The following is a 19,405-nucleotide window of genomic DNA, read 5'->3' as shown; positions in this document are numbered from 1 at the left end:
GCTTGCGCGGGGTGTCCTCATTCTTTTGCCGATGAAAGACCACTCATGAAACGTGCCGGATTTACCACCGTCTGGCTGCCCGTAGCGCTTTTGCTGCCGCAGTTGATGATCATCGCGATCTTTTTCTACTGGCCTGCAGCCTGGGCAGTGCAGTCCTCATTCTATCTGCAGGACCCCTTCGGGTTCGGATCCACCTTCGTCGGGTTGGAGAATTACACGGACCTGATGACCAATGTCGAATACGCCAAGGTGGCGCGTTTCACGGTGATCTATACGGTGCTGGTCACGTTCTTCTCGCTCGCACTGGCGCTTTTGTTGGCGGTGAAAGCCGATACGGTCATCCGGGGGGCAAAGTCCTATCGCACGTTGCTGATGTGGGTCTATGCGATCGCGCCACCGGTTGCGGGCTTTATGGGGTTGATGTTTTTTGACCAGCGCAACGGCCCGCTGACTGAAATGTTTCAGGCCTTCGGCTGGGAGTTTCGCCTTGGAGCCGACTTCAACTCGACCGCCACGGCGATGGTGATCGTCGCGGTCTGGAAGCAGATCCCGGTGAATTTCATCTTCTTCCTCTCCGGGCTGCAGTCGATTCCAAAAGCCGTGCGCGAGGCCGCCTTGATCGACAACCGCTCGGCCACGGGGCGGTTCTGGGACGTCACATTCCCGCTGTTGGCGCCGACCGCCTTCTTCTTGTTGATCATCAACATCACCTACGCCCTGTTTGACACGTTCGGCATCGTCGACACGCTGGTGCGCTCCGAACCGGGCAACAACCCGGTCACATTGGTCTACAAGGTGTTCGTCGATGGGTTCCGTGGCAACGATCTTGGTGGATCCTCGGCGCAGTCGGTCATTCTGATGATCCTCGTCCTTGTGCTCACCGTCTTTCAATTCCGGCTGATCGAACGCCGGATTCATTACACCTGAGGGGGACGCGACCATGGCAGATATAACCCAATCGGGCGATGTCTTCTCCGCAACACCTGTGCGGCGGCGACCTCGGATCAAACTGCGCCACATTGGCGACCATGCCATCCTTGTGGCGGGCGCCTTGTTGATGGTGTTTCCCATTGTGCTGGTTTTGATGACGACTAGCTTCGAGGATGCCGACATCGTCAAGAACGGGCTGCAATTCGGGTTCGAAGGTCAGATGCTGGAGAACTTCGAGGCGGCCATGTTCGAGGCCTCCGGCTTCACCAAAACCATCACCGGCACACGGATGCTGATGAATTCGATGATCCTCGGCCTTGGCTTTGCGATCGGCAAGATCGTGATCTCGATGATGGCGGCCTATGCCATTGTCTATTTCCGGCTGAGGTTCGCGACCTTTGCGTTCTGGATCATCTTCACGACATTGCTGCTGCCGCTGGAGGTACGCATCCTGCCGTCCTACGAGGCGATCCAGAGCATGGGGCTGGCCAATACCTATACCGGTCTCATCGTTCCGCTGATCGCCTCGGCGACGGGGACGTTTTTCTTTCGACAGTTCTTCCGCTCGATCCCCGAGGAACTGGTGGAGGCCGCGCGGATCGACGGCGCCGGGCCGGTGAAGTTTTTCATCGATATCCTCGTGCCGCTGAGCCGGACGATGATTGCCGCCATCTTCATCATCATGTTCGTCTACGGCTGGAACCAGTATCTCTGGCCGACCCTGATCACCACCGATGAAGGCATGTTCACCCTCGTGCGTGGCATCAAACAGATCGTGCAGGTGCTGAGTCAGACCGGAGCCATGATCCCCGAGTACGGCAAGGCGCTGGCCCTGTCGCTGATCGCGATGATCCCGCCGGTGCTGATCGTCATTTTCTTCCAGAGCTGGTTCGTCAAGGGCCTCACGGAATCCGATAAATAAGGAATAGAACCAATGGCACAGGTAACCCTGGACCGTGTCCGCAAGACCTACCCCAACGGACACGAAGCCGTGCATCCCTGCAGTGTAGAAATCCCCGACGGCGAGCTGGTCGTGCTGGTCGGCCCGTCGGGCTGCGGCAAATCCACCTTGTTGCGGATGATCGCGGGGCTTGAGGACATCACCGACGGGGCACTCTCCATCGGCCGCGAAGTCGTGAACGACCGCGATCCCGCAGACCGCAATATCGCGATGGTCTTTCAGAACTACGCGCTCTACCCCCATATGAGCGTCGCAAAGAACATGGGCTACGGGCTCAAGAACCGCGGTGCAAGCAAGGCCGAAATCGACACCAAGGTGCAGGAGGCGGCCCGGATCCTGAACCTTGGCGACTATCTTGACCGCCGCCCCAGCCAGCTCTCCGGCGGTCAGCGTCAACGCGTGGCCATGGGCCGCGCCATCGTGCGTGATCCGGAACTGTTTCTGTTTGACGAGCCGCTGTCGAACCTCGATGCAAAGCTCCGCAACCAGATGCGGATCGAGATCCGCGCGCTGCAACAGCGCCTTGGCGTCACCTCCGTCTATGTGACCCATGATCAGGTCGAAGCCATGACGATGGCGGACCGCATCATTGTCCTGAACGGTGGTCGGGTGGAACAGATCGGGACGCCGACGGAAATATACGAGCATCCCGCCTCCACCTTTGTTGCCGGTTTCATGGGGGCGCCCCCGATGAACCTGATGCAGGCCCATATCGCCGACGGGGTGCTGACGCTCGGGGAGGAGACCCACCTGCCCTTCGCCGCGCCCGCCGTCGCAACCGATAGCGTCCTTGTGGGGTTCCGCCCGGAGGATGTGCGTCTCGGTGGTGACGGGTCTATGATGCTGCATGTCGAGATCATCGAGGAGCTCGGCGCGCATCGTCTGCTGCATGGAAAACTGGGGGGGCAGCCGTTTTCCCTCAGCATCGGCAAGGACGAGGTTGCAGGTCTAGGGGCGCAGCCGATCACGCTCCCCCGCGACCGCATACATTTCTTCCACCCGGAACGCGGCACCCGGATCTGAGCCCCTGCGGGCGGTGGGTGCCTGGCGGCTTGGCGGTGAGACCCGGGCGCAACTTTGTGCCGCACAGCCTCTCCGGCCTGCCACTCCGGCCTGCCGCGCCGCCCCGGCCCGCCCCCCTGGCGCTCACGAGAAACATCACTGGCACAGGCCGCCCGGAAATTCGGCCGAAATTCGGCCTGTGCCTCTGTCTCAAGTCCAATGTGCGACCGACCGCCGCTCAAAGCTCTCGCGGAATTGCTGCGTTGATCTGGGCATCAAGGCGCCGCTGCCCCAGTCGAGGATAACCGCGTATTGGCGCACGGCGTCCATCTCATCGATTTCACCGTCGCGATACATCCGCGACACGTCCTCTGGATCCATGCGTGCCCAGGCGACGCGGTTTGCGCGGATATGCGCACGGGCCCGGTCCGTTGCCGCGCTGTCCACGTCGTAATCCAGCAGATCGGCGTCGTTGACCCGGATCACCACGCCGTAGTCCGTCTTGGCCCGTGCGACCGAGACGTATTCGTCGATCACATCCTGACGCACCCGTTCCGGATCACGTTGCAACGGATCGCCGTATCCGCCGCCGCCGGCGGTGGGGCGGGTGAACTTGTCGCCGCTCCTGATCTTGTAGTTGGAGAAGACCGAACCCAGCCAGTGCTGCTCGGCGGTGTCCGCATGTTCGACCATCAGACCATGCGGCATGGACGGCAGGCCGCCCTCGACACCCCAGACGACCGCGCGCTCGCGGTCGCAGATATAGGATATCACGGTATTGTCGGCCTCCAGCAGCGTCGAGGCCTTGATGACCCCCGCACCACCGCGCCACTTGCCCGGCCCGGCGCTGTCCTGTTTGATCTGGAATTCATCCGCCCGCGTCGGGTTCACCCGCTCGTTGCCCTCTGAGGGCTGCGACATCAGACCAGTCCCGAAACAGGCGGTCGTGACGTCGCTGCCGTCCTTGCCATTGCGCCCGCCCCAGCCTCCGGGAAGCCATTCATAGAACATATAGATCGGCTTCTCCGCCTTGCGCAGGTCATTGCCCCCGGCAAGCAGGTATTCAAGATTGAAGGCGCAAGCGATGGCGCGCTCTGGCATGATCTGCGACCACATCTCGAAAATGGCATTCATGATCTTTTCGAATGGCATCAGGAAGCCGGTGACAGCGACAGGCCATTCCGCACTCACCACGCTGTTCCGGGGCGCCTTGATCGTGACCATGCGGTAAAAACCGCTATTGAGCGGAAGATCCGGGAAAAAAGTCTTCATCCCCGCCACCACGGCCGAGAAAGTGGCCCCATGCGCCGAGTTGTAGATTGACGATATCGTCGGGTGGCTGCCCTCAAAATCATAGAGGATCTCATCGCCCTTGATTGTCATCTTTATATGGATCGGGATCATCCCTTCGCCGGCGCCCGGATCGCGGTCGATGTAATCCACCGCCTCCCAGGTTCCGTCGGGCAAGCCCGAGATGCGCTGACGCACGGCACGTTCTACATAGTCCTGTACCTCCTCCATGCCCTGTGTCACCTGCCCGCGACCATATTTCCCCACAAGGCGCTGAAGTTCGCGCTCCGCGACCTGTGTGGCCTGCGCCTGTGAGTGGATATCACCGATGATGGATGCAGGGTCGCGCGTGTTGGCCGCGATCATATTGGCCACATCAGCGCAGAATTTCCCCTTGTGGAACAGTCGGATCGGCGTGATCCGGACTGCCTCGCCAAACATCTCGTGGGCCGCAACGTTGAAGGAGCCGGGCACCGATCCGCCGAGATCAGACCAATGCCCGTTGGACTGCGAAAAGCCGATCAGCGTTTCCTCGTCGAAAATCGGCCGGATCAGGCGCACGTCGCTGAAATGGGTCCCGCCCGCATAGGGATCGTTGATCGCATAGACATCGCCGGGATACATGTCCCCCTTGAACGCGCGGATGACATCCTTGCAGGTGTAATGCAGCGTGCCCACATGCACGGCGATATCCGAGTTGCCCTGGGCCACACAGTTGCCATCGGCATCATGCAAACCGTTCGAGAAATCGCGGTTGTAGATCACAAAGGAATAGCAGGTCCGCAGCATCTGTTCTGCCATTTGATCGACGGAGGTGATGAAGGAGTTTTTCAGTACTTCGAAGGTCACCGGATCAAGGTCGGGTCTGGAAAGGCGCGTCATGGGTCACTCCTTCACGCGAATATGAATGTTCATGTATTGGTCGATCCAGGTCGTCGCTTCGGGGGGTATCACCACTGTGGAATCGACTTGCTCGACGATGGCCGGACCGCTGAATTCCGCCCCGGCCTTCATTTTGGCCCGGTCATAGATGGCGGCCTCGCAGGCCGCGCCTTTGAACCAGACGGTGCGATGGCCGATTGGATCCGGGGCATGGCTGACCACCTCGAAGGACGGCAATCGGGCTTTTTGCACCAGGCCGGTTGCCTTGACCCCGACCCGGAAGATGCTGACAGGCGACTCTTCGCGCCGGAAATTATATTCCCGCTCGTGTTCGGCGTGAAACCCGGTCACAAGAGCGTCGGTGCTGGTGATTTTGGATGGCGCGGAAACTGCGAGGGACCGCCATTGGCCCTGGTACATCATCTCGACCGTGCGCTGCAGAAGCGTATTCTCGGGCGATACGCCTTCATGGCGCAGTCGCGCCACCGCCTCCTTCTCGATACGGGCAAAAGCGGTCTCGAGGTCATCGGGTGTCGTGCTGGCGGCATCGGCCATAAAACTGTCGGAGAAGTCATGTTGGATATCGACCAGCAAGCAGCCCATCGCAGAGGTCACACCGGGGTTCGGTGGTACAATGACAATCGGGATCGAAAGCTCGCGGGCGACTGCCGCACCATGCAAGGCCCCCGCTCCGCCAAAGGCAATCAACGCGAAATCGCGCGGGTCATGGCCCCGGCTGATCGACAGCAGACGGACCGCATTGGCCATATTGGCATTGGCGACGTCGATGATGGCCTCTGCGGCGGCGTGCAACTCCATTGCAAACGGCTCTGCCACCGTTTCGCGCACCGCCTTTTCGGCCAGCGCCGGGTCGAGCGTGATGTCCCCTCCCGCGAGGCTGCAGCCCAAACGGCCGAGGACAACATTGGCATCGCTGTTCGTGGCGGTCGTGTTGCCGTTGGAGTAGCAGGCCGGTCCCGGATGGGCCCCGGCGGATTGCGGCCCGTTGCGCAGCGATCCCCCCTCGTCCTGCCAGGCCAGCGAGCCGCCACCCGCACCGATGGTCAGCACCTCGATGCTGGGAAAGCGGATCGGGTAGCCATATTCGATGTACCAGTCCTTGGTGACCGTAGAGTTCCCCCTGTAGGTCAATGATACATCGGTGCTGGTGCCGCCCATGTCGAAGCCGATGGAATTCTCATATCCGCAGAGATTGCCGATAAAGCGGCTGGCGATGGCGCCCGCCGCAATGCCGGAACCGGCGAGCCGCGCGGCGAAATCCTTCACGCTCGCCGGTGTCATCACGCCGCCGCCGGTATGCAGCAGCAACAAATCGCGTTTGTAGCCGCCCTCCGCCAGTGTGTCGCTCAGGCGTGAAACGTAATCGACCACAACCGGCGAGACGACGGCGTTGACCATCGTGGTCGAGAACCGCTCATGTTCGAAAATCTCTGGCATGACCTCGGAGGAGATCGAGATATGCACATCCGGCATTTCCTCGCGCAGGATCTCTCGCATCCGGACCTCGTTCTCACCGTTGACGTAGGCGTTGATAAAACACACGGCGATTGCCTTCACCTCCCGCTTCCTCAGCACGGCGGCCACACGGCGGGCGTTATCTTCGTCCAGCGCCCGGATGATCTTCCCGCTCGCGTCGATGCGTTCGCTGACCGTCAACCGGTCCCGCCGGGGAATGTAGGGTTTGGCCACGTCCTTGTAGGTGTCCCAGAGGTCCTCCTTGTTCGACCGCCGGATTTCCACCACGTCGCGAAAACCCTCGGTGCAGACCATCGCCGCGCGCGGCAGCCTGCGGGTGATCAGCGCATTCGTGGCGACCGTCGTCCCGTGAGAAAACATGGTGACATCCGACAGCGCCACCGTCGCATCCGTCACGCCCGTCATGATCGCCCGCATCGGATCATCCGGTGTCGATGGGGTCTTCTCAATCCGGATCCGGCCGGAATCCTCGTCCATGATGCACACATCGGTAAAGGTTCCTCCGACGTCTACCGCCACTCTGGTTCTGGTCATCTGCTGTTCCTGACATGTTGCACGCCTGTCGGATGGCCGACCGACATCGTTCTGTGCCACGGGGGCTCAGTCCTTTGGTTTCGTTGCTCAGTTTAGGTCTGTTAATCGAGGCAGCGCTGCGCCTCTGCCCGGGATTTCTTGCGGGTGTCTGAGGGGGTGCAGCCAAATCGGTTGCGGTAGTGTTTGCAGAATTGCGCGTGGTCGTAGAAGCCCCATTTATGCGCGATCTGCGCCATCGTCGAACTGTCATGGGCCATCGTGAGCGTCTCGTGGCAGCGCGCCAACCGCTTGTCACGGATATAGCCCGCGACCGAGCATGCGTTTTCGGCAAACAAGCCCTGAAGATAGCGCAGGGAAATACCGCAGGCTTCGGCCACCTGCAGCGGGGTGAGTGTCGGGTTGGTGAGGGTGTCGCGGATGAATTGCTCTGCGCGTTGCAGATGCGCCGCGCGGATGGTGGACACGGAACTGTCGAGGATACGGTCGTCGCTGCGCATCGAAAGACAGAGAAGGTCCAGGAGGTGCTGGCCCGCCAATTCCCGCGCCGCGTCATTGATGACGTCGATGCTGTCGATGGTATTGCGGATCGCGCCGACGAAGAAGGAGCCGACACCCGTGGTGGCGTCAAAGGTCAGCGCGCTCAGCCGTTCGGTCGGACCCAGCCGGGATTGCACACTGGAGGTCGGCACCTTCAGCACCCAAAGCTTGTTGCGCTGCTCATGCGAGAATTCATAGGGCATGTCCCCTTGTTCCACCAAAAAGCTCCCCGGCGCGCAACGGGACTGGCGCGATGCCTGCTCAAACAGCACAGTCCCGGTATGGGGGATCGTGATCAGCAGGCTGTTGCCCTTTTCCTCCGCAAAGTGGCTCTTGTGGCGGCGGTACATTACGCCATCGCAGTGCATTTCCGACAGCCCCAGGATCCCCAGCCCCCAGGACCTGAGCGAGCCGCTGAACGCCTGTGGATCGCGGCAGTGTACCGAGAGCGGAAAATAGGTCTCCGAGATTGTCCGGGACCACATCGCATTTTTGTCGGTCGCTGCGTCATTGTCGGTCGAAACAAGCATCCTTTCCCTCCGTACGGCGCGTCACCTGGAACCGCAGACCTCTTTCTCCCGGTTTTCTCCCGGTGAACTCTAGCTGCTCCCGGTGTGCGAAATAGGCGATTTGCGCACAAAAATTTGGACCCGAGCTGGCTGGCGTCCTCCGCAGGCAACTCACATCCCGAAGGGGAAAAGTCCCGGTTGCCTTCGTCCCGCCCGTCCTGCGCATCCCCTCCCTGCTTTCAGCAGAGGGCAGGTCAGCCTGCGGCGCAGAATGGCTGATGGCCGGTCCGGGACACGGATTTTCGCCCCCGCTCTGAACGGACACCCAGCGCCGATCGTATTCGCGCGCGCCGATCGCTGTCAATTCGCGGCCGAAACGTCAGCCGACGAATGATATGATCAAAGGCAATGTTATTGCGGAAAAGGCCGTACCATAGAGCACAGTTCGCGCAGAGAGCGCAACGCTGATCCCCTCGGCGCGCGCCATGACATAAACATTCGCCGCCGGCGGCAAGGCGCCCATGATGATCGCCGTCGCGACCCAGACCGGATCAAAACCAGAGATCCCCCAAAAGGCGAGGGCCACCGCCAACGGATGCACGATCAGCTTGACCCCGAGGCAGGCGCCGAGCCTTGCGCCCATTGCGCCGCCGCGATTGCGCGCCAGTGTGAGGCCAAGCGAGAACAGCGCCGCAGGGGCGGCAGCGTTCTGAAACCCGGTCAACGGCGTGTCGAGGACGGCCGGAAGCGCCAGGCCGGTGCGCGCAAACACGAGCGCCGCCAGCGTTGCGAGGATGAACGGATGGGTCACTACCTTGCGCAGCGACTGGGCCAACCGGGCAACGCCGCGTCGCCCCTCGCCGATCATGGCAGGCCATATGGTAAAGATCAGCAGCACATCAGCGCAAAAGACAAAGGCCGCCGGCGCACCCGCTGCAGGGCCGAGCACGGCAACAGTCAGCGCAGGGCCCATATATCCGATGTTGGAATAGCTCGCCGCGAGCCCAAAGACCGCCGCATGGTCCTGGGTCCTGTTGCCGCGACCGATCAGCCAGCCGATCACGAACATCAGCCCGGTCATCGTGGTTGTCACCGCCAGGAAACCCATCAGGCTGGCGGCGCCAGGCGGGACCGCCCGCACCGACTGGAACAGAAGCGCGGGCAGTGCGAGGTAGAAGACAAAAGCATCCAGCCAGCGCTGTTGTTCCGCCCCATATCGCAACAGGGTCTGGGCCACACCGCCGGCGAGGATGAAGATGAAAAAGGGAGCGATCAGACCCAGAGCGGCGATCAAAACTGGGCGCCCCTCAGGTCAGACACGATACTCTTCCATGCATTGGTTCGGATATTCATGGCGCGACTCTATGGGTAAACTCTTCCGACGGCACAAGGCTCTGTCATTCAAAACTGCAGCTTTGGAGACAGAAAAGCCGAGGTGAAATATGACTTCAGCGCTTGGACGGCCGGGGTCGGCGGTGTGGACCCATTGAGGGCCAGCCCGACGTCCATCGTTGGGATTTCCACATCCGTCGGCACTGTCTCGATCCGCCGCCCTTCCAGCGACCAGGGGCGGTACACCATGTCGGACAGAATCGTGACCCCCTGCCCGTTGGCCACCAGTGAGCGTACGGCCTCGACCGAAGAGGTGCGCAGCTTGATGCTGGGGTGGGCATTGCTGATGTTCCAGTATTTCATAGTCGTATGCGCGGCTTCGTCCACGGTCAGCATGACATAGGGTTCCCTGGCGATGCTGTGCAGTGACACCGCGCCCTCCTCGCAAAACCGGTGCCCCGCCGGAACCCAAAGACGCCTTGGCGACTTAAGCAGGGTGAGCGTTTCGATGCCGTCGCGGTGAATGTTCGACGTCAGGACCACCGCCATGTCGATCTGACTGCGCAGCAGCTGTTCCTCAATGCTCTGCCGGTTCAGTTCGACGATTCGAATCTCGATGGAGGGATGAAGCTGCGCCAAACGGCCAAGGTGATAGGGCAGGAAATACCCAAGGACCGTATAGGTCGCGGCGATGGTCAGGCTGCCACTGATGTCGGAGGTACCGCGATGGATCTGATGGGCCGCATCGACCTTTTCCAGAATGTCCCGCGCCACCGGCAAAAACTCGCGCCCCGCCTCGGTCAGCTCCATGCCCTGCGCGCGGCGTTGAAACAATGTCACGCCCAGAAGCCCCTCAAGATCGCGAACAGACCCCGTAACCGCAGATTGTGAGATCGACAGCATCTTCGCGGCCCGGCTGACCTGTCCAGTCTCCGCCGTTGCGACAAAATACTTCAAGTGTTTGAAATTCAACGGCTATCCCCTTCGCTATCCGCTTATCATTATCTCTTTTTTCGATAATGCAACAATAATAAAAAGAAATACCAATTTCACTACAAGCTGCCATCATGGGTCCAAACAGTGGAGGGATGTGACGATGAAAGAGGCGGTCGATTTGAATTGCGACATGGGCGAGGGATTTGGCCAGTGGGTGCTGGGGGACGCCCCCGACGAAGAGATCATGCAGATCATCAGTTCCGCTAATATCGCGGCGGGCTTTCACGCGGGCGATCCCAATTCGATGGACCGTGTGGTCAAACTGGCTCAGGCGCATGGCGTCGGGCTGGGCGCGCATCCGGGCTATGGCGATCTGCAGGGCTTCGGGCGGCGCTACATCCGGACCGGCGCCGCAGAGCTGATCAATGACATCGTCTATCAGATCGGCGCGATCCGCGAATTTGGCCGCCGCCACGGTGCACCCTTGCAACACATAAAGCTGCACGGTGCTCTCTACATGGAAGCGGCCGTAAACGAAGAAGTATCGGAAATGCTGGTGGACACCCTGCAGGCCACCAGCCCTGACGCCCTGTTGTTCTGCATGAGCATGTCAAAGACCTATGCCGCCGCCAAGCGGGCGGGTCACCCGGTCATCCGCGAATTCTACGCCGACCGGGAATACGACAACTCAGGCTCTATCGTCTTTCGCAGGCAGGTCGGACGGCCGGATCCGCAACAGATCGCCGAGAAATGCGTCAAGGCCTGCCGGACCGGCATGGTCACCACCGTCGAGGGCGACGAAATCGAAATCCCCTTTGACTCGATCTGTTTCCATTCGGACACCCCCGGTGCACTGGTTATGGGGCAAGCCATCCGTGCGGGCCTGCAAGAAGCAGGCATCCGCATTGAAACCGCCGCAGAAGTCGCGAAAACCCTTTGAATACATCACTCAATCAGGAGACCAACATGACCCAGGTTCTTTCTCCCGTTCCGGGCACATTCTACACCCAGCCCGCCCCGGGTGAGCCGCTTTACAAGCAAGTCGGCGACCCGGTCGCGGCAGGAGACGTCGTCGGCCTGATCGAAGTCATGAAGACCTTTATTGACGTCAAGGCCGAGACCACGGGGACATTCACGGGCTATCTCGTTGACGACGGCGCGGCGATTGGTGCGGGCGCGCCGCTGGCAGAAATCGAGGATTGATACATGGCGATCAAACGCTTGCTGATCGCCAACAGGGGCGAAATCGCCGTGCGGATTATCCGCGCAGCCAAGGCAATGGACATTCACACCATCCAGGCCCATTCCGAAGCCGATGCCGACATGCTGGCGGTGCGGCAGGCGGATGAGGCCGTCTGCATTGGCCCCGCACAGGCCGCGCAATCCTATCTGAACGTGGAGGCGGTGGTCGCGGCCGCCAGGGCAACCGGAGCTGATGCGGTACACCCCGGTTACGGTTTCATGGCCGAAAACCCGGCCTTCGTGCGCGCGCTGGAGGCCGCTGGCATCACATTTGTCGGCCCCTCCGCAGACATCATCGATCGCATGGGCGACAAGGTGGCTGCCCGGCAGGCTGCCGAAGCGGCGGGCGTGCCGGTGGTGCCGGGCTCGAAAGGGCGGCTCGATACGGTGGATGAGGCCGTGGCGGTCGCGGCCGGTCTGGGGTATCCGGTGATGATCAAGGCCGCGGCCGGTGGCGGGGGCAAGGGGATCCGCATTGCCGAAACCGAGGCGGATCTGCGCAGGATGGCGCCGCAGGCGCAGGCCGAGGCGGATGCCGCCTTTGGCGATGGCGGGCTCTATCTTGAACGCGCCATCCAGTCGCCCCGCCATATCGAAGTACAGATCATGGGTGACGGCACCGATGCGGTCCATTATTTCGAGCGTGAATGCTCGATGCAGCGCCGTCGTCAGAAAGTCTGGGAAGAGGCCGGCGCCGCCTGTCTGGACGAGACCACGCGCGCTCACCTCTGTGATACCGCAGTGTCCCTGGCCAAGGCCGTCGGTTACGTCGGGGCGGGCACGGTGGAATACCTATATGACAGCGCCACAAGGGAATTCTTCTTTATCGAGATGAACACCCGCATCCAGGTTGAGCATCCGGCAACGGAAATGCTGACCGGCACCGATCTGGTGCAGGAGATGATCCATGTGGCGGGCGGCGGGGCGCTGCGCCAGTCCCAAAAAGACATCACCCGCAGCGGCCACGCAATCGAGGTGCGTCTGAACGCCGAGGATCCAATGATGCAGTTTCTGCCCTTTCCGGGTCAGGTCAGCAGCCTGCAGCTGCCCGAAGGCGCGGGCATCCGTTTCGATCACTTCCTCTACGAAGGCTATCAGGTGCCGCCGTTCTACGATTCCCTTCTGGGCAAGCTGATCGTCCATGCCGAGGATCGGGACACCGCCATCGAGCTGATGATCACCGCGCTTGAGGGGCTGGAAATCGGTGGCCTGAAAACCACCAAGCCACTGCATCTCGCGCTGGCGCAGGACCCGTCTGTGCGGGCGGACGATTTCCATACACAATGGCTCGAGCCCTGGCTGGCGGCGGGCAATCTCAAACCAACCCCCTAACCACAGGAGGCAAATCGTGAAAACACGCTATACCTACGGCGGCGACGAACACATCTACGTCGAGATGGACGATGAAATGTCGCTGGACGCGTTTTTCAAATCCCTTTCGATGAGCAATGCCGTGCGCGACGCCGGAATTGAGGGCGTCACGGAAATTTGCCCGGCAAACGCGTCCTTTCAGGTCCGCTTCGATCCCGAAGTCATCACACCTGAGGCGATGATGAAAAAGGTGCAGGAGCTTGAGCATAAGTCGGCGGATGCAGAGAAACGGTTGAAAACGCGGATCATTGAAATTCCGGTCTACTACCAGGATCCCTGGACCCATGAGACATTGATGCGGTTCCGCGAACGCCATCAGGATCCGTCGGGAACGGATCTTGACTATGCCGCGCGGATCAACGGCTTTGACAGGGCTGAGGACTTTATCGAGGCGCACCACGCGCAGCCCTGGTTTGTTTCGATGGTGGGTTTTGTCGCCGGGCTGCCGTTCCTCTATCAACTGGTCGGGCGCGAACAGCAGTTGCAGGTGCCAAAATACCTGCGTCCGCGCACAGACACCCCCAAGCAGACAGTGGGCTATGGGGGCTGTTTTTCCTGTATCTATTCGGTGCGCGGCGCCGGTGGCTATCAGATGTTCGGCGTGACCCCTATGCCGATTTTCGACCCGGAGCAGAAGCAAAGCTATCTGCGTGACTTTATGGTGTTCTTCAAACCGGGCGACATCGTGAAGTGGAAGCCGATCAACCGGGAGGAATATGACCGCATTCTCGCCGAGGTGGAGGCCGACACCTATGTGCCGCGCATCGCCGAGGTCGATTTCGATCTCGAAGCCTTCAACGCGGATATGGCCGGCACCAACGCCAAACTGATGGAGGCGCTCAATGTCGCTTAAAGTCATTCAACCGGGCCTCTCGACCTCAATTCAGGATTTGGGCCGCCCGGGCTATTTCCATCTTGGCATCCCCATTGGCGGGGCGATGGACCGATTTGCGCTGCGCGTCGCGAATATGCTGGTCGGCAATCCCGAGGGCGCTGCGGGGCTCGAGGTGGTCTTCCTCGGCCCGGAGATCCTGTTTGAAAAGGACGCCCTCGTCGCCGTGACCGGAGCAGACCTGCCGGCAAAAGTCGATGGCGAACCACAGGAGGCTTGGACCGCGTTCGAGGTGAAGGCCGGTCAGACGCTGTCGTTTGACTTCCTCAAATCCGGTGCGCGTGCCTATATCGCAATCAGTGGCGGGCTCGACACCCCCCCGGCCCTCGGCAGCCGCTCCACCTATCCGATCGGTGCGTTGGGCGGTATCGAAGGGCGCAATGTGCAGGCTGGCGACGTGATCCCGCTGGGCGAAACGGAGATGATCGAACCGGGTCTGAATGTGCCCGCGCACTTGCGCCGCCTGCCGGGCACCCCTGCCGAACTGCGGGTGCTGCCCGGCCTATATTGGCACCGTCTGACCGCCGCCGCACAAGAGGGATTTTTCGACGATGACTGGAGCGTCGCCCTTGAGGCAGACCGGATGGGATACCGGTTCAAAGGCGGCAAGCCACTGGCCTTTGTCGACCGAGAACAGCCGTTCGGCGCCGGGGCTGATCCCTCCAACATTGTCGACGGTTGCTATTCCTACGGCTCCATTCAGGTGCCGGGCGGGTTGGAGCCCATTGTCTTGCACCGGGACGCGGTTTCGGGGGGCGGCTATTTCACTTTGGGGGCGGTCATCTCGGCCGATATGGACCTGATCGGGCAGCTGCAACCCCATACGCCCGTCAAGTTCCGCAAGGTGGATATGGACGAGGCTCTTGAGGCGCGGAGCGCGCGCAAGAAAATGCTGGCCGCCGTCCGGACCCATCTCGGCTGAGCCCGCACATGACACCCGTCCCGGCGCCCTGCCCGTTTCAGGCCGCCGGGGCCCTATTCTGACACGCCGCCTTGAATGTAGAACCCGCCTACGCCCTGATGTTTCAGGCAAACATTGATGGCGACAGACGCTCTTCCCCGCCTCGAGGGAAACCAAATCCAACCCTGTCCGTGGATCCGGCCAAAATGAACAGACTTGCCTCCCCCCCTCACAAAAAGCGGCGTTTACTGCGGGTTCGGGGCACCGATGTGACCTTGCTCGCGCAAGTGCGTAACATGGCCGTGGCGGACCTCGGCTTTGACATTGAGCACGAGTCCCTCGACTTTCTGACCTGTCAGCACCGCGCTGCGGTCGACCCGCAGGGCTACGACATCTACGAGCAGTGTTTCCACAACCTCGATATCGTTTGGTACTGGGGGGCCCTGCAGCCGATCCAGACCGACCGGATCACGCAGTGGGACGACATCGGCGACCTCGCCAAGGCGGGGGGCATCAGCAAGTACACCTGGCACGGCCACGGCGATGCCCCGATGCGCAAGCTCTATGTCCAGCCCGACGGCACATTGGGACCACACCCAATGTCAACCATCAGTATGCTGCCAACCGCGCATAACGTTGACAGCTTTGGATTCGACCGCCGCCTTTTTGGCGATGAGGGGCCGGAGGGATCCAGCTGGGCCTGGCTGCTTGACCGGCGTGCCCGCGGGCGGATCGCCCTGGTGGATGAACCTGCAATCGGCATTTTTGACGCCGCTCTTGCGGCAGAAGCCAATGGCGATCTGACGTTTCAGGACATCGGCAATATGACCGTAGACGAAATCGACAGCCTGATGGCGCTGCTCGAAACCCTGCGACAACAAGGTTTTTTTGTCGGCAGCTGGCTGTCGCCCGACGAGGCCGAAGCCTTCATTCAGGCAGACCGCGTCTCAGTGCAGAGCATGTGGTCGCCGTCCTATGGAAACCTGGGCGAGATGACGGGGATTTTTCGCGAAAGCGTGCCGCGTGAAGGGTACCGGGCGTGGCATGGTGGTGCATCGCTCGCGCGCCACCTTACAGGCGCAAAACTGGACATGGCCTATGAATATCTAAATTGGTGGCTGACCGGCCCGGCCGGAGCGCTGATGGCGCGGCAGGGACATTATATGACGAATTCCAAAGGGGTGCGGGAATATCTGAGCCCGGAGGAATGGGGCTATTGGTATGATGGAGATCCCGCGCGCTGCGACCTCAAGGGGCCGGACGGCAGGATCGTCGTCCGCACTGGCCAGCGCCGCCCCGGCGGGGCCTACCGGGAGCGGGTCAGCAGGATCGCGCTCTGGAATACCGTCATGGACGAATATAATTACGCAGCCCGCGCCTGGAAGCGCTTTATCAGGTCGCTGGGGAGCCCCGCCTCATGAGCCCGAAACCCACACCCCCTGGGCAGGCGCCGCTCTATGAAACCATCAGCAGCGTTCTGCGCCACAATATCCGCTCGGGGCGCCTGCCGGATGGGTTTGTCCTCATCGAAGGGCCGATCGCCAAGCTGATGCAAACCAGCCGCGCGCCTGTGCAGGCCTCCTTGCGGATGCTGAACGCCGAAGGGTTGATCCACAGGTTCCGCGGGCGCGGATATCTGGTGGGCGACGGCCAGACAAACCCCGCCCCGATCCGCAGGCCGCTCGAAGAGTTCGGCTTTGAAATTCCGCACATATCCCGCTCGGCCCTTGCGGTGCGCGGCACCTGGCAGCGGGTCTATGACAAGGTCGAGGCCGAAATCGCCTCCTGCCAGATTTTTGGCGAGTTTCGGGTCATTGAAACCGAATTGGCCAACCATCTTGGCGTCAGCCGTACCGTGGCCCGCGACGTGCTCAGCCGACTGAATGAACGTGGGCTGATCCGCAAAGGCGCAACCTCGCATTGGCTTGCCGGGCCGCTGACGGCGAGAACATTGCGCGAAAAATTCGAGCTGCGCAGCATCATGGAACCGGCCGCCCTGATACAGGCCGCCGACCACATCGACCACGCTCAGATCGTGGAGATCAGTCAGCAGATCGACAGCGGCAAGGTAAAGGACTCGGCTGAACTGGATGATGCCCTGATGCGGCTGTGCTTTGAACGGGCGCCAAACAGCGCGCTGGTGGAAATCATCAGCAACAACCGCCTACTGCTCTCGGCGATGGACAAAGCGCTCAGCGATCTTGGCCTGCCGGAAGATCCAGTCGCGCAGGATCAATACCGCATTCTGTTCGAGCTGATCGGCTCCCGGCAAACCGATGCCGCAACGGCCTACCTGAAGGAACATCTGCGCATCCTGTCGTTCAAGAGCCTCGCCCGGCTCAAGATTGTGGCGCTGATTCCCGAAAGCGAGTCGCGGCCCCCATATCTGATTCCGGTCCACTAAAATGCATTTCGCATCCAAAAGGCATTTGTGATGTGGAATAATTGTTCACATTCCGGCAAATCTTCTATCTCAGGTAGAGTATTTCACGGAAACCTTCGAAAAGATGGCTATTGCCGTGGCACAAAATTAGCCATTTCATACTTTATACAATTTGCGATGTGGGCGCCGGAAAACCGTCCTATTGCTGCCCCAACCCGGAATGAGGGCGGCCTTCGCAAAAGAGAGAGGGCTCTATGACGCAAAGCGAACCTATATTTCGGTTGGAGGGTGTGACGCATAAGTACGGCGACCTGACCGCACTTGACGGCATTGATTTTGTCGCCGAAGACAACAGCTATATTGCCCTGCTTGGGCCCTCGGGATCCGGCAAGACCTGCCTTCTGCGCGTGATCGCAGGGTTTGAGAAGCCGGACACCGGTCGTATCTGGTTTCAAGGCCGCGATATCACCGACCTGCCGGCGCATGAGCGTGGCATTGGCTTTGTGTTTCAAAACTTCGCCCTGTTCCCGCATCTGACGATCTTTGAGAACGTGGCCTTCGGTCTGCGCAATGGGGCCCTGAAAATATCCGCCGCCGAAATCACCGACCGGGTGTCGAGCGCCATCGAGATGGTGGGGCTCAGCGGGATGGAAGATCGCAGCCCCGATCAGATTTCCGGCGGTCAGAAACAACGTGTTGCGCTGGCGCGCTCGCTGGTGCTGCAGCCGAAGCTGGTGCTTTTGGATGAACCCCTGGGGGCACTGGACGCCAACCTGCGCGAACGGATGCAGACCGAGCTTCGCGCCATCCGTGAACGGCTCGACGTGACCTTCCTGCATGTGACCGGCAGCGAAACCGAAGCGCTGGCGATGGGCGATCAGGTGGCCGTTCTGGACAAAGGCCAGATCGTGCAATACGGCACGCCGGAGGCGATCTACGACAGCCCTGCCCTCTCGGATGTGGCGCTGTTTCTCAATAGGTTCAATCTCTTCGACGGCCGGCTTGATGGTGCCATCTTTGAAGGACCATTCGGCGCGACGCCCGTCTCCTCTGTCCGGGCGAACACAAGCGACGTCTACGCAATCCGATATGACCGCACCCGTATCTTCGATGCAGACGTGGTGGATTTGCCGGGTCCGGCTCTGCCCGTTCGCTACCTCGCCAGCGAATACCTCGGATCGTCAATCGTCTTCCTGTTCGAGACCGAGGACCGCAAAACCGTCGAGGTCGACCACCACCTCAGCCTTGGTGAGCCGCGCGATCTGACGGTCGGTGAGAAATACACACTGTCATGGGATCCCGCGCAGGCGATCGTATTCGGAAAGGAAACCGCAAGATGAGCGCTGCAACCCCGTCCCGGGAGACGTCAAACACCGTCCGCCTGCTCGCCCCCGGCGTTGTCTGGATGATCCTGTTCCTCGTCGCTCCGATCATGATGATCCTATATGTTTCATTCTGGACCCAGACGACATTCGCCATCAACTCCACCTTGACCCTCGACAGCTGGAAGAATTTTTTCGGCTCCGAAGCCTATGTCGGGGCATTGTGGACGACCATTCGCCTGTGGCTGATCGTTCTGTCGCTGACCATCCTGATCGGCTATCCTGCGGCGCTCTATGTGGGGCTGCTGGTCAAGAGCAAGACTGTCTCGACCATCCTGCTGGTGCTCTGTGTGATCCCCTTCTGGACCTCCTTCCTGATCCGCGTGCTGGCCTGGCGGCCGATGCTGGGCAAGGAGGGCGCGATCAACATCATTTTGCAAAAGCTCGGCCTCATCGACAGCCCGATCGAAGTGCTGCTGTTTTCAGAGTTGTCGGTCATCATCGGCATGACCCAGATCTATGTGGTCTTCATGGTCGGCCCTATTGCCTTCATGCTGGGGCGCATCGACCGCAATATTATCGAGGCCGCCCGCGATCTTGGCGCAGGCTTTGGGCGCATTTTCTGGAAGATCGTCCTGCCGCTCAGCCTGCCGGGCGTTGTGGTCGGCTCTATCTTTGTCAGCGTCATGGTGCTCGGGGAATTCGCCACATCAGGCGCCTTGTCGGGACGCAAGGTGAACCTCCTCGGCAATATCATCGTCACCCAGGTTGGATCGCTGAAATGGGCGATGGCCTCGGTCGTCGGAGTAATCCTGACAATACTGTTGGGCATCGTGGTTGCAGGCTTTCTGCGCATTGTCGACCTGAAGCGGGAGATCTGAGAG

At 60.7% G+C, this 19,405-nt stretch carries 17 protein-coding genes; 12 read left to right on the top strand and 5 right to left on the bottom strand.

Features of this window, described 5'->3' with window-relative positions; translation table 11 throughout:
- Positions 1–45 precede the first annotated feature (45 nt).
- The 3 genes from FGE21_RS05320 to ugpC are packed head-to-tail and all read left to right on the top strand — an operon-like array spanning position 46 to position 2,914.
- Positions 46–927 (top strand): ABC transporter permease subunit, encoded by an 882-nt coding sequence (locus FGE21_RS05320; RefSeq protein WP_139662252.1) that lies wholly within the window; start codon positions 46–48, stop codon positions 925–927.
- Positions 928–940: 13 nt separating this feature from the next.
- The gene (locus FGE21_RS05315; RefSeq protein ID WP_139662251.1) at positions 941–1,852 is read left to right on the top strand and encodes an ABC transporter permease subunit; all 912 of its coding nucleotides are present in this window, start codon (positions 941–943) and stop codon (positions 1,850–1,852) included.
- A 12-nt stretch (positions 1,853–1,864) separates the two neighbouring features.
- Positions 1,865–2,914, top strand: a complete 1,050-nt coding sequence (ugpC, locus tag FGE21_RS05310) for a sn-glycerol-3-phosphate ABC transporter ATP-binding protein UgpC (protein ID WP_139662250.1) — start codon at positions 1,865–1,867, stop codon at positions 2,912–2,914.
- Positions 2,915–3,103: 189 nt separating this feature from the next.
- Here the strand turns inward: ugpC and FGE21_RS05305 are convergent, their stop codons facing one another.
- The 5 genes from FGE21_RS05305 to FGE21_RS05285 all read right to left on the bottom strand — a co-directional run bounded on the left by FGE21_RS05305 (position 3,104) and on the right by FGE21_RS05285 (position 10,446).
- On the bottom strand, positions 3,104–5,065 hold the full coding sequence (locus FGE21_RS05305) for a hydantoinase B/oxoprolinase family protein (protein WP_139662249.1): 1,962 nt from the start codon (positions 5,063–5,065) through the stop codon (positions 3,104–3,106).
- A 3-nt stretch (positions 5,066–5,068) separates the two neighbouring features.
- On the bottom strand, positions 5,069–7,096 hold the full coding sequence (locus tag FGE21_RS05300; RefSeq protein WP_139662248.1) for a hydantoinase/oxoprolinase family protein: 2,028 nt from the start codon (positions 7,094–7,096) through the stop codon (positions 5,069–5,071).
- A gap of 101 nt (positions 7,097–7,197) precedes the next feature.
- Positions 7,198–8,163 carry a helix-turn-helix domain-containing protein gene (locus FGE21_RS05295; protein WP_139662247.1) on the bottom strand — a complete coding sequence of 322 codons (966 nt, stop codon included), beginning with the start codon at positions 8,161–8,163 and terminating at the stop codon, positions 7,198–7,200.
- Positions 8,164–8,521: 358 nt separating this feature from the next.
- Positions 8,522–9,436, bottom strand: coding sequence for an AEC family transporter (locus tag FGE21_RS05290; RefSeq protein ID WP_139662246.1), 915 nt, complete (start codon positions 9,434–9,436; stop codon positions 8,522–8,524).
- A gap of 107 nt (positions 9,437–9,543) precedes the next feature.
- On the bottom strand, positions 9,544–10,446 hold the full coding sequence (locus tag FGE21_RS05285; protein WP_139662245.1) for a LysR family transcriptional regulator: 903 nt from the start codon (positions 10,444–10,446) through the stop codon (positions 9,544–9,546).
- A gap of 124 nt (positions 10,447–10,570) precedes the next feature.
- On the opposite strand from FGE21_RS05285, the gene FGE21_RS05280 reads away from it, so the two are divergent.
- From FGE21_RS05280 to FGE21_RS05240, 9 genes are all read left to right on the top strand, one after another.
- A complete protein-coding gene (locus FGE21_RS05280; protein WP_139662244.1) occupies positions 10,571–11,350 on the top strand; it encodes a 5-oxoprolinase subunit PxpA in 780 nt (259 codons plus the stop codon).
- 26 nt (positions 11,351–11,376) lie between these two features.
- Entirely contained in the window at positions 11,377–11,613 is a 237-nt protein-coding gene (locus FGE21_RS05275; protein ID WP_139662243.1) for an acetyl-CoA carboxylase, read from the top strand.
- A 3-nt stretch (positions 11,614–11,616) separates the two neighbouring features.
- Positions 11,617–12,984: an acetyl-CoA carboxylase biotin carboxylase subunit gene (locus FGE21_RS05270; RefSeq protein ID WP_139662242.1), complete on the top strand. Its 1,368-nt coding sequence runs from the start codon at positions 11,617–11,619 to the stop codon at positions 12,982–12,984.
- A gap of 16 nt (positions 12,985–13,000) precedes the next feature.
- Positions 13,001–13,876 (top strand): allophanate hydrolase subunit 1, encoded by an 876-nt coding sequence (locus FGE21_RS05265; protein ID WP_139662241.1) that lies wholly within the window; start codon positions 13,001–13,003, stop codon positions 13,874–13,876.
- Positions 13,866–14,837 (top strand): biotin-dependent carboxyltransferase family protein, encoded by a 972-nt coding sequence (locus FGE21_RS05260; RefSeq protein ID WP_139662240.1) that lies wholly within the window; start codon positions 13,866–13,868, stop codon positions 14,835–14,837. Before FGE21_RS05265 ends, FGE21_RS05260 begins: the two co-directional genes overlap by 11 nt.
- 275 nt (positions 14,838–15,112) lie before the next feature.
- Positions 15,113–16,237 (top strand): PotD/PotF family extracellular solute-binding protein, encoded by a 1,125-nt coding sequence (locus tag FGE21_RS05255; protein ID WP_255731373.1) that lies wholly within the window; start codon positions 15,113–15,115, stop codon positions 16,235–16,237.
- Positions 16,234–17,220: a GntR family transcriptional regulator gene (locus FGE21_RS05250; protein ID WP_139662238.1), complete on the top strand. Its 987-nt coding sequence runs from the start codon at positions 16,234–16,236 to the stop codon at positions 17,218–17,220. Before FGE21_RS05255 ends, FGE21_RS05250 begins: the two co-directional genes overlap by 4 nt.
- A gap of 233 nt (positions 17,221–17,453) precedes the next feature.
- On the top strand, positions 17,454–18,539 hold the full coding sequence (locus tag FGE21_RS05245) for an ABC transporter ATP-binding protein (protein WP_139662237.1): 1,086 nt from the start codon (positions 17,454–17,456) through the stop codon (positions 18,537–18,539).
- A complete protein-coding gene (locus FGE21_RS05240) occupies positions 18,536–19,402 on the top strand; it encodes an ABC transporter permease (RefSeq protein ID WP_139662236.1) in 867 nt (288 codons plus the stop codon). Before FGE21_RS05245 ends, FGE21_RS05240 begins: the two co-directional genes overlap by 4 nt.
- The last annotated feature ends 3 nt before the right edge of the window (positions 19,403–19,405 follow it).

This window comes from Phaeobacter sp. B1627 (genome assembly GCF_006265095.1).
GTDB lineage: Bacteria > Pseudomonadota > Alphaproteobacteria > Rhodobacterales > Rhodobacteraceae > Epibacterium.
Note: the sequence above shows the minus strand (reverse complement) of the source record. Positions and strands in the feature narration are given on the sequence as shown.